The sequence below is a fragment of the Pedobacter sp. genome (assembly GCF_035317785.1).
Taxonomy (GTDB): Bacteria; Bacteroidota; Bacteroidia; order Sphingobacteriales; family Sphingobacteriaceae; genus Pedobacter.
Genome location: NZ_DATHGC010000332.1, coordinates 25818 through 36650 on the forward strand (window position 1 = coordinate 25818; position 10833 = coordinate 36650).

General features: G+C 43.7%; 11 protein-coding genes. 4 read left to right on the forward strand and 7 right to left on the reverse strand.

Features of this window, described 5'->3' with window-relative positions; all coding sequences use genetic code 11:
• A complete protein-coding gene (locus VK541_RS21045) occupies positions 1 to 1467 on the forward strand; it encodes a glutamate synthase subunit beta (RefSeq protein WP_324372453.1) in 1467 nt (488 codons plus the stop codon).
• A 65-nt stretch (positions 1468 to 1532) separates the two neighbouring features.
• On the opposite strand, the gene VK541_RS21050 is transcribed toward VK541_RS21045, so the two are convergent.
• From VK541_RS21050 to VK541_RS21070, 5 genes are read right to left on the reverse strand one after another with little or no spacing between them, the layout of a single operon-like run.
• Positions 1533 to 2138 carry a hypothetical protein gene (locus VK541_RS21050; protein WP_324372454.1) on the reverse strand — a complete coding sequence of 202 codons (606 nt, stop codon included), beginning with the start codon at positions 2136 to 2138 and terminating at the stop codon, positions 1533 to 1535.
• Positions 2119 to 2913 carry a metallophosphoesterase family protein gene (locus VK541_RS21055; protein WP_324372455.1) on the reverse strand — a complete coding sequence of 265 codons (795 nt, stop codon included), beginning with the start codon at positions 2911 to 2913 and terminating at the stop codon, positions 2119 to 2121. Before VK541_RS21055 ends, VK541_RS21050 begins: the two co-directional genes overlap by 20 nt.
• A 41-nt stretch (positions 2914 to 2954) precedes the next feature.
• Positions 2955 to 3611 carry a YdeI/OmpD-associated family protein gene (locus VK541_RS21060; RefSeq protein WP_324372456.1) on the reverse strand — a complete coding sequence of 219 codons (657 nt, stop codon included), beginning with the start codon at positions 3609 to 3611 and terminating at the stop codon, positions 2955 to 2957.
• 13 nt (positions 3612 to 3624) lie between these two features.
• A complete protein-coding gene (locus VK541_RS21065; RefSeq protein WP_324372457.1) occupies positions 3625 to 4155 on the reverse strand; it encodes an RNA methyltransferase in 531 nt (176 codons plus the stop codon).
• A 6-nt stretch (positions 4156 to 4161) separates the two neighbouring features.
• The gene (locus VK541_RS21070; RefSeq protein WP_324372458.1) at positions 4162 to 5313 is read right to left on the reverse strand and encodes a galactokinase; all 1152 of its coding nucleotides are present in this window, start codon (positions 5311 to 5313) and stop codon (positions 4162 to 4164) included.
• Positions 5314 to 5451: 138 nt separating this feature from the next.
• Between VK541_RS21070 and VK541_RS21075 the strand changes: the two genes are divergently transcribed.
• Positions 5452 to 6498, forward strand: a complete 1047-nt coding sequence (locus tag VK541_RS21075; protein WP_324372461.1) for an aldose epimerase family protein — start codon at positions 5452 to 5454, stop codon at positions 6496 to 6498.
• Here the strand turns inward: VK541_RS21075 and VK541_RS21080 are convergent.
• Together VK541_RS21080 and VK541_RS21085 are read right to left on the reverse strand one after the other, a co-directional pair.
• Complete coding sequence (locus VK541_RS21080) at positions 6482 to 6697, reverse strand: hypothetical protein (RefSeq protein WP_324372462.1); 216 nt, start codon at positions 6695 to 6697, stop codon at positions 6482 to 6484. The two genes, VK541_RS21075 and VK541_RS21080, sit on opposite strands and share 17 nt — an antisense overlap.
• A 50-nt stretch (positions 6698 to 6747) precedes the next feature.
• Positions 6748 to 8877 carry a gliding motility-associated C-terminal domain-containing protein gene (locus VK541_RS21085; protein WP_324372463.1) on the reverse strand — a complete coding sequence of 710 codons (2130 nt, stop codon included), beginning with the start codon at positions 8875 to 8877 and terminating at the stop codon, positions 6748 to 6750.
• Positions 8878 to 9389: 512 nt separating this feature from the next.
• On the opposite strand from VK541_RS21085, the gene VK541_RS21090 reads away from it, so the two are divergent.
• Both VK541_RS21090 and VK541_RS21095 read left to right on the forward strand, forming a co-directional pair.
• The gene (locus VK541_RS21090; protein ID WP_324372464.1) at positions 9390 to 10157 is read left to right on the forward strand and encodes a hypothetical protein; all 768 of its coding nucleotides are present in this window, start codon (positions 9390 to 9392) and stop codon (positions 10155 to 10157) included.
• A gap of 91 nt (positions 10158 to 10248) precedes the next feature.
• Positions 10249 to 10833, forward strand: a 585-nt coding sequence (locus VK541_RS21095) for a glycoside hydrolase family 27 protein (RefSeq protein WP_324372465.1), incomplete at its 3' end; no start/stop codon positions are given.

A 10833-nucleotide genomic window follows, 5' to 3' on the forward strand; every position in this document is an offset into this window, starting at 1 on the left:
ATGGGAAAAGTAACTGGATTTTTAGAATATGAAAGAACTGCTCCTGGTAAAGAAGATGCTGCAGCGCGTTTAAAACATTACAATGAATTTGTAAAAGCTTTTGAACTGGAGCAGGTAAACAAGGAAGCAGCCAGATGTATGGATTGCGGCGTTCCGTTTTGCCAGTCAGGCTGCCCGCTGGGCAACGTGATCCCGGAATTTAACGAAGCAGTATATAAGGGCGACTGGCAACTGGCTACCACGATTTTGCTGAGCACCAATAATTTTCCTGAGTTTACCGGCAGGATCTGTCCGGCACCATGTGAGTCAGCATGCGTACTGGGGATTAACAAATCGCCGGTATCCATTGAGGAAATTGAGAAACACATTATTGAAATGGCTTTCAGTAAAGGGTATATCAAAGCCGAACCACCCTTATTGCGTACTGGTAAAAAAGTAGCAGTAATCGGTTCAGGTCCAGCAGGATTAGCCGCTGCTGCACAATTGAATAAGGCTGGGCATGAGGTAGTGGTTTATGAACGTGATGATACACCTGGTGGTTTGCTAAACTATGGAATCCCTGATTTCAAATTGCAGAAAGATGTGGTAACGCGCCGCATCAGCCTGATGGAAAAAGAAGGCATTGTATTCAAGTGCAACTCCAATGTAGGTGTTAATGTAGAATTGAATACCCTGTTAAGAGAATACCAGTCTATCATTTTGGCTGGTGGTTCGACCATTCCACGGGATCTTCCCGCTACGGGCAGGGATGCTAAAGGTGTTCATTTTGCGATGGATTTCCTGAAGCAGCAAAATAAACGTGTTAAAAACTTTGAAGTAACAGAAGAAGATATCCTGGCAACTGGCAAAGATGTAATTGTGATTGGCGGCGGTGATACGGGCTCTGACTGTATAGGCACTTCCAACCGTCAGGGTGCGAAATCTGTTACCCAGTTTGAGATCATGCCTATGCCTGCGTCCGCACGTACCCCTAATATGCCATGGCCGACTTACCCAATGGTTTTAAAAGTAACCTCCTCACATGAAGAAGGCTGCGAAAGAGGCTGGGGAGTAAATACCAAAGAATTTATCAAGGACGAGAACGGCAATCTTAAAGCGGTAAAAGTAGTAGATGTAGAGTGGGAAATTGACGCTGCAGGCCGACCTGTAAACTTCAAAGAGAAAGCCGGAACGGAGCGCGATCTTCCTTGTCAGCTGGTTCTTTTGGCGATGGGATTTTTACATCCGCAAAAAGAGGGCTTGATTGAGAAATTAGGCGTGGAACTTGACAACCGGGGCAATGTAAAAGCCGAAGAAGGTAAGTATCAGACCAATATCGCTAAAATCTTCGCAGCAGGAGATATTCGCCGTGGACAGTCATTAGTGGTTTGGGCGATATCTGAAGGCAGGGAAGCTGCCCGTAAAGTAGATCAATACTTAATGGGACATAGCAGTTTGCCTTCTAAAGACGGCATCCCTTATGCATAAAAATACTTCCTTTTTGCAATGAAAAGAGGGTGTCTGGTTTTTACCGTGACACCCTCTTAGTTTTTCTAAAATTTTACCCTCATGCCGATGCCGATCTGAAAAATATCGTCGATTGTCAGTGCTGACATATTTTGAAGATAATTAATGAGGTAATAATCATTGGTATTGATTTCGCCATAGAAACTTATGGCTTTTATTCCTGAATTCTTCAATACTTTATCTGCATCCAGCTCAATTTCACTGTTAAATGCGATGTGCGGGCGCAAAGCCTCAGACCAATAATAATAATCGTGTGAATATTGCCCGCCAGGAAACTTAAGGGAAAGATCCTTGTGAAAGGTATAGGTCAGAAATGCACCGGGATTAAAAGGATAGATCTTAGCCCAGTCCTTCAACTTAATACTCCAGGGTTTATAGGCAAATTTAGCTGTAGCGATATGGAGCACACCACCCTTGCTGCCGGGTACAAAACCATACAGAAGATCCAGATTTCCCCTTTCATTGGGAAACAGCTGGTAACTGATCCCCCCGCTGAAATAGCCTATGCTACCTGCATACTGGACTACAGCTCCATCAGGAATTAAAAACTTAAGAGTCTGTGCAGATCCCTTTATATTTATTGCCAGAAGCAATAAGATGACCAATTGTAACTTAAAAATATATCCGCTCAAAACTCAATTTGTTGTTTACAATCTCTAATAGTAAAAATTCGCTCTTTCCCATAGCACCGGTCACTATATAAGGGATTCCGGAATTGTCCGGATAAAAAACACTGTGATTATGGGTATGTGCATTTAACGAAGCCAGAAAGCCAGGGGCTTGGGCAAATGCTGAAGTATAGCTTTTGACCAGGGTACTGTCAAAATCAACAGAATTTGCGGGCACATGGGATATGCCGACGTAACCAGTCACACCAGGTACAGGTTTCAGCTCATTCTTTAGCCAGGCTACATCAGGAACCTTTCCGTTAAAATTATACTCCCTGCTGTTGCTGTCATGACATATAAACTTAATTCCCCCATACACAAAGGAATAATTAAGTTGTCCAAACATGTTGAGGAACACTTCCCGCCCCCTTGCAGTCTCATCGTGATTGCCAATTACTGCGATGTACGGCATGGTCAGATCTTCGAGTGTTCTGGAGATCCAGATCATTTCCTTTAGCACCCCAAATTCTGAAATGTCACCGTCCAAAACCACAAAGTCCACTCCCTTAATGGCGTTTACCGTCCGGCAGAACATTACTGTTTCATCCCTGGACTTCTGGGTATCACCAGTCAGAACAAACCTTATCGTATCGTCTCCGGCACCATTGCCCAGATTTTTGAGATTTGTGGCGTTCACATCTCTTAAAGAGATGCGGTCAAATGACTGGTTTGGGCTAAACTCGAAATGGTTGCAGCTTACTAGTATCGTGGAAAGGGCAAAAAGTAAAAATATTTTCATTACCACAAATAACATGGTTTTAAAAATATTGTTTGTCAGCCTTACTTCATCGTGGGATTTTTTTTACCTGCCAACAACATTTCTATAGTTTTCTGCAGCCTGTTATTTCTGGTAGCTTTCTGCTTTGCTGTCAAAATCCACAGTACATATTCTTTTTTGTTGGAATAAGACAGAGAATTAAAGAAAGCAAGAGCGTTCGGACTGGTTTCCAGCAAGACTTTAAGATCAGCCGGAGGATTTACCTGTTTGTCGTCCACATCGATAAATTCGGCATATGTACCGGTTTTTATTTCCGCACTGCCAACACCAGATCTCTTTACACCTCCAACAGGCTTTATCCTCAGGCCCGTCCAGGTTTCATCGATAGCCGCAGAGCCGCAAGGCGTCAACTGATAAATTTCCAGTTCCTTCCACTGCTCCATTTTAAGGTCGGTAGCGATGCCCGAGGTTTTCTTCGGATACGCAATCCAAACAACCTGCTTGTCATTGATCCGCGGCCCCCATATCTCCAGCCCATTGCCGAGTTCTGTACTATTCTTTACAAACAGAAAAAGTCCGTCAAAGACCTGCGCAGCATCAGAAGTAAAGTTAATTCCTTTGGTATCTCCAAGAATGTCAGCAATATTAGCCGGAGCATTAGCAAGTAAAACCGTAAAACCCGGTTTGAAATACATCTTTTTCAATAAGTTGTTTTCCATGGCACATCAAGAATTATAATTTCAATTTAGCAAAGAAATCCCACAGTACAACACCCGCAGAGATCACGATGTTAAAGGAATGCTTAGTGCCAAACTGTGGAATTTCCACACACTCATCAATTTCCGCCATGACCTCATCGCTTACACCATTTACTTCATTTCCGAAGATAAGCGCATATTTTTCATTTGGTACCGGCCTGTATTGATGCAGCATAATGCTGCCTGAAGCCTGTTCAATTGCAACGATCTTATAACCATTTTTGCGTAAATCAGCGATGGCCGTCAGTGTATCCGGATAATGTATCCACTCTACCGACTGCGTTGCACCTAAAGCCGTCTTTTCTATTTCACGATGCGGAGGCTGTGCGGTAATGCCGCACAGGATCAGCTGAGCAACAGAAAAACCGTCTGCGGTCCTGAACACTGAACCCACATTGTGCATGCTGCGTACGTTGTCAAGTACAACCACTACCGGGAGCTTTTCCTGTTCTTTAAATTCTGCTATACCGACGCGCTGAAGTTCGTCTAACTTTAGTTTTTTCAAAATGATTTATATTGCTGACGCACCGTGCCCGATCTCACTTACATATACCGAAGGCGCATAGCCAATCCGGTCAGTATAAAAACCGGTGAGTTTTTTAGTGAAATCATCTTCACTGCCTTTTTTTAACAAAGCAATAGCACATCCTCCAAAACCAGCCCCCGTCATGCGCGCACCGATCACATCCTGATAATCCGCACTAAACTCTACCACTGCATCGAGTTCGGCGCCGGTTACTTCATACAGATCTTTTAGTGACTGATGTGAGGCATACATTAGCCTGCCGAACTCGTGGAGGTTACCTTCATTCAGCGCTTTTGCTGCCAAACTAACCCTGTCATTTTCCCTGATCACATGAGTCGCTCTCTTCAAAACGGTCTCATCAGTAATCAGGTGACTGTGCAATGCAAATTTCTCTGCATTGAGCTCACATAAATTATGGAGCTTAATCTCTTCATTCAGCTGTTTTAAAGCAGTCTGACATTCGGCAACACGCTCATTGTATTTAGATTCCGCAAGCTTGCGGGGTTTGTTGGTATTGATAATCGCCAGGTTGAAATTCCCGAGGTTGCAATCCACCACTTTGTGCTTTAATGTATCACAGTTTAGCACTAAGGCTTTATCGGTTTCGCCAAACGCAACTGCAAACTGATCCATGATGCCGCAGTTTACACCTATAAACTGGTTTTCTACCCGCTGAGCAAGCAGTGGAATATCAATTTTATCCAATCCGAAGTTAAAATAGTGGTTCAGGGCATAAGTCATGGCTACTTCAATAGAAGCAGAAGATGACAAGCCAGAACCGATGGGAATATTGCCAAAGAACAAAAGATCTAATCCTGTTGGGATCTTGTGTTCTTTTTGCAGCTCGTTGAAGACACCCAGCGGATAATTGTACCATTCCGGTCCTGTTTTAGTGTAGCTGTCAGCAAGCGGTACTTCTGCCTGTTCTTCAAAATTCAAGCTATTGAACCTGATGACATTGTCCTGGTTTGGAGCCAGCAACAGCCAGGTCCCCAAAGTTACCGCGCATGGCATCACCAACCCTCCGTTGTAATCGATATGTTCACCAATCAGATTTACCCGGCCAGGAGTAAAGTAATAGGCTGCTGGTTCTTGTCCGAATCTTTCAGAGAATTTTTTGGTCAGTTCAGATTTCATTGTAATATATTTCAGATTTATGTTTTAGTTTCGGTAAAGTATTGATAGTATTGCCTCAAATATTAAGCGGGCTAATATACAATTATGTACCGAATCCTATAAATTCAAACTCAGAATAGAGACATTTATTATCAACATATGAACACGAAGCTAATCAAGACCGGAAAAACCGTAGAAGGGAAAGAAATACTGGCGGTAGAACTGACCAATACCAAAGGAACCTATGTTAAAATATACAATTACGGTGCCATCATAGGTAAGTTTGTGGTGACCAATAAGGAAGGTGAAAAACAGGATATCGTTTTGGGCTTTGATGAATTCGACCAGTATGTAAGTGAAGAATATCTGACGAGTTACCCATACCTGGGTGCTGTAGTAGGGCGCTATGCCAACCGCATCAAGAACGGTCAGTTTACCCTGGATGGAAAAGCTTATCAGCTGGCCAGTAACAATGGTGCTGACTGTCTGCATTGCGGGGTGTCTGGTTATGATAAAAGGGTCTGGGAAATATTATCGACTATAGATCCCAGTGTAACCCTTCGCTATGTAAGTCCCGCGGGGGAGGAGAACTTTCCCGGAACCCTTACTGTCGAGCTTACTTTTAAGCTGACAGACAACAATGAGCTGCTTCTTGATTATAAAGCGACCACCGACGAACCCACTATCATTAACCTGACCCATCACGGATATTTCAATTTATCGCCCGATGGCGGATCTGTAAAAGATCATATCCACAGAATGCCTGCAAGCAATTATTTGCGTCAGGATGATAATTATGTTGTAGACGGAACATTGATCCCTGTGGAGGGTACCATACACGATTTTCTGGCGCCTAAGCCAATAGGGTGGGACTGGGATTCCGAAGAAGGCTATGATCAAACTTATGTACTGGATAAGGAATATGGTGAGCTGACCCTGGCATCAGAAACCTCTGAACCGAAAAGCGGCCTTACGCTTGCTGTTTATACCACTGAACCCATTGCCCATTTTTATACCGGGAAATATATCAATGTGAAAAATGCAAAAGGAGGAAATGACTATAAGCCCTATGAAGGATTTTGCATAGAAACACAGCATCATCCTAATGCAATCAACATTCCGGCATTCCCCAATACCATATTGAGGCCAGGGGAGGTTTACAGCCAGACGACCATTTACAAAATAGAACCTACCGGGATTTCTTAGAAGTCACCAAAATAACCACACCCGCTATCAGAATAATGCCTCCGACATATGGAGGCCAGTTGACACTCTTTTCCCTGTCTGCGGAGATTTGTATCGGGCCGGCGTCAACTACTTTTTCCTTTTTGGTATAGGTGAAGCCAGTCCAGACCAGCATTAAGATTCCCAATACGATCATGACTAATGCTATTGTTCTGTTCATGGCAATTGATTTAGCTATTTAGCCTAACAACACCATACCCCTGGAAATGTTTAACGCAATATCGTCACTGCTCCCGAAAGTTTTTTAAGGTCAGGAGTGAGGCCGATCACGTAATAGTAAGTACCTGCCGGAAGAGGCTTGCCTTTGTGATTGCCGTCCCATGGTTTGGCATATCCGCTAGAACGAAATACCGGTTCACCATTCCGGTTAAAAATATGAACTGTGCAATCGGGATAGCTGAGCAGCGTCGGAATGATCCAGGCATCGTTGGTGCCATCACCATTTGGAGAGAATGCATTGGGCGGACGTACCCCGCATAGCATTTCAGGAAGAAAGCTAATGGTCAGGGTATTGGAAACTGCTGAGGGATCGACAACGCAATTTGCCGGAGCAGTAACCGTACAGGTCACCTGATCACCGTCCCTAAGGGTGGCGCTGCTGAAATTGATGCCGGTCACCCCTGTAGACTGCCCGTTTACACTCCATTCATATTTTGGAGAACTCAATGAATTGCTATAAGACAAAGCGGTGAAACTAATGCGCGTACCTGCACACATCTGACCGTTTTGATCAGTATGTATACTGACATCAAGTGTTAACAAAGGTCTGATGGTAACAGTGGCCTCATTGGAAGGTGCGGAATTTATCGGGGAGTCGTTGTCATTGTTGATGACTACACAAGTTATTTTGTCGCCATTTTGAAAGTCATTACCACTAAATTCCGGCGAATCATCCCCTGAGTTAATCCCGTTTACTTTCCACTGGTAAGCCGGTGCCGAACCGGCCTTTTCAGCGGTTGCCCTAAATGTGACCAGAGATCCCTCACAAACATCAGCAGTTGCCGGACTAATCTGAACTACCGGCTCAATTCTCTCGTCAACAGTGATATTCATCACAAAACTGCTTTCACCGAAATAGTTGTGGCCGATAATGGTATAATCTGTAGAAGGAGAGGCCTCGGTCGGTGTCCCTGTGATCACACCGGTCGAGGGGTCCAGTTCGAGCCCTGCCGGTAAGGGTTTGTCTATAAAATATCCGCCGCCCAGGGTAATTTTCCTGATCTTATTGTTGTTTTCATCGGCAACATACAGGTTAGAATTGTTGTCGAAAGTAAGACCGATCGGTGTATAGAATGCCGCTTTAAGAGCCAGACCATCATTTGAGGCTGGGGGAACACGCAGGCTTCCCGCTATTGTATAAACCTTTCCGGCCGGAGTGATTTTTTTAATCACATTATTGGCATCAGAAAGGTACAGATTTCCAAGGTTGTCTATGGTCAATCCGTATGGACGGTCGAAACTTGCCGATTCACCAGTTCCATTAGAATTGCCGGGGATCCCGTTGCCGGCAAATGTGGAGACCCGCCCGTCGGGAGCTATTTTTCTGATCAGATGATTGCCGTATTCTGCTACATAAATATCGCCGGTGAGGCTGTTGATGACGAGGCCGATCGGATTAGAGAAACTTGCGGCTGTTCCTGTGCTATTTATCTTTCCGCGATCACCAGAGCCTGCAAAAGTCGTGACTTCTCCGGCGGGTGTCATCTTCCGGATGAGGTGATTGTCTGTATCGGCTATATACATATTGCCGTCATTGTCAAATACCATATTCTCCGGACTGTAAAATTTAGCCGATGTACCTGTTCCGTTGATTGCCCCTTCTCTGTTCACTGTACCGGCAATGGTCGTTACCGCTCCTCCCGAACTTATCTTTCGGATCACATGGTTGTCTTTATCGGCGACATACATATTACCAGAATTGTCCAGCAGTATGCCCCAGGGTCTGTTAAACCTGGCATCAAGCGCATCCCCGTCTGCATGACCGGCCACTCCTGTACCTGCTATAGTAGTCACTGTGCCATCTGAGGTAATTTTTCTGATGATGTCATTGAAACCATCTGCGACATAAATATTGCCATTCCCGTCAGAACCCAGACCAGCTGGCCGGTCAAATCTCGCTGCCGTCCCAACACCGTCTATCCTGCCTGGCTGGTCGGTGGCGCTGCCTGCAAAGGTAGTTACATTTGCATACGGGATCTCCGGAACCGGATCTCCGGTATTTACCGGTGTTAGCGGACTGATGGGGGTATTCTTAGTATAGGTATGTGGGGTTGTATAATGGATGACAGGGGGCTTACCTACGTTGGGCTGGGCGCTTACACCGTAATGAATTGCAAACAAACACAAAAGGCAGAATAAATTCCTGAATATTGGGCTTAGTTGGTGCACTTGAATCGATTGCTGACAGCGGTTAATGGTTAGTTCTAAGTTAGTAAAAGATTTGATACCACTGCTGTCTAAAATGATATTACTGGACATGGTACAATCTGCTTAAAACCAGCCCGGGTAATTTTCCTGTATTGTCACTCTGCATTTCCTGTCTTCTGCTAATATGGGACACAGTATAGCTATAATCGGATAAGACAGGATAAAGACACTTGGTTTGGTTTCAAGACCGTCTCACAACCCTTGCACGACCCTTGCACAACCCTTGCATAACCCTTGCATAACCCATTGGGTTATAGAATGGTCTCTTGACCGTGGTTAGATGGTCGCAGCAGATTTACAGAACTAGGGGGCAAGAGGGCAAGATGGATGGAGCAGGAAGGATGGACGAAAGCAATAAAGGATGGAGAGCTGTTTTATTTGACAAAATTAAAGCTTAAATTGTGATAAATTAACCAAATTATAGGATGAACAAGCATTTTACAATTTTAATTATTTGCATAGCTTTTACGCTTTCCGGTTGTAAGAAAGACAAGCCAAAGACACCGGATGAACAGGAAGTCCCGGTTAAACTGCTTTCTAAAGTAACTGAGATATCAAATGGCGTGACGAACATAAGTACTTACACTTATGACGATAAGAACAGGATCATCAATATTAAAAAGGGCAACACCCAGGAAAACAAATATAGTTACAAAGGTGAGGAAATCGCAGCAATTGAACTCAGAAATGACAATATATCTAATAATTCGGTTTTCACTTATAGCGGAGGCAAACCTGTTAAAATAACCAGGAAATCGTATAACAGTGGTACACTTCAAAAAGAGAGTACTTATAGCTTTGCTTATTCGGGTGAACTGATCACTGACATAAACATTAGCGAAAATGGAATAATTGCGCAAAAAAGAAGAATTAAATACAAGGACAATAACATCATTGAAACTGAATCTGAATCGAATGTGATCATAAAGGTGGTAAATACTTATGGCAATAAATTCAGCCGGTTTAAAGACAGCAGACAAAAATATTATACAGGTGTTGAGTTTTTTGATAGTTTTTCTGTCAATGATCTGCTAAAAACTGTCATCATTTATCCTGACGGGGCTACTTTAACTTCAACCTACACTTATACCTATGACAGTGACGGCTATCCAATTACGCTTTCAGTTACTCATTTACATTCTGCTGCAGGTGCTGTCGGGGAATCAAAATCTACTTTTGAATATAGAAAGTGACACTATCACAAATAAATTTGTGCTGGTGGAATACAAAGGATTTATTAGATTTGGACTGGACTGAACCCTGTCCGTTTTATAAATCATTCTAATGAATAAAATTATAACATACCCTGTATTGATCGTTTTTTGTATGATCAGTGCCATTGCCGTTGGACAGGTAAAGTCCAAAGAAGGTGCATTGCTGGCCGCAAAGCCTCCAATGGGCTGGATGACCTGGAATTATTTTGCTGATAAAATCTCCGAACAAGATATTAAAGAAATGGCTGATGCGCTGGTGAATTCAGGTATGGCAAAAGCAGGTTACGATCATGTTTTTATTGATGACGGCTGGCAGGGCGGTCGCGACAATAAGAACAATATGATCCCTGACCCGCAAAAATTTCCTTCCGGAATTAAAGCACTCGCTGACTATGTGCATAGTAAAGGATTGAAACTGGGCATCTATTCTGATGCTGCCCAGCTCACATGCGCCGGCTATACCGCAAGCCTTGGATTTGAAGATCAGGATGCAAAAACCTTTGCTTCCTGGGGCATAGATTATCTGAAATACGATTATTGCGGAGCACCAGATGATGTGGAAACGGCAAAATCAAGGTATAAAAAAATGGCCGATGCACTACGGAACAGTGGAAGAGACATCGCTTTCGGGATTTGTGAGTGGGGTGAACGTAAG

Coding starts and splice junctions, on each gene's coding strand:
- VK541_RS21045 (WP_324372453.1), top strand. CDS start 1: ATGGGAAAAGTAACTGGATTTTTAGAATATGAAAGAACTGCTCCTGGT.
- VK541_RS21055 (WP_324372455.1), bottom strand. CDS start 2,913: ATGAAAATATTTTTACTTTTTGCCCTTTCCACGATACTAGTAAGCTGC.
- VK541_RS21060 (WP_324372456.1), bottom strand. CDS start 3,611: ATGGAAAACAACTTATTGAAAAAGATGTATTTCAAACCGGGTTTTACG.
- VK541_RS21070 (WP_324372458.1), bottom strand. CDS start 5,313: ATGAAATCTGAACTGACCAAAAAATTCTCTGAAAGATTCGGACAAGAA.
- VK541_RS21075 (WP_324372461.1), top strand. CDS start 5,452: ATGAACACGAAGCTAATCAAGACCGGAAAAACCGTAGAAGGGAAAGAA.
- VK541_RS21080 (WP_324372462.1), bottom strand. CDS start 6,697: ATGAACAGAACAATAGCATTAGTCATGATCGTATTGGGAATCTTAATG.
- VK541_RS21090 (WP_324372464.1), top strand. CDS start 9,390: ATGAACAAGCATTTTACAATTTTAATTATTTGCATAGCTTTTACGCTT.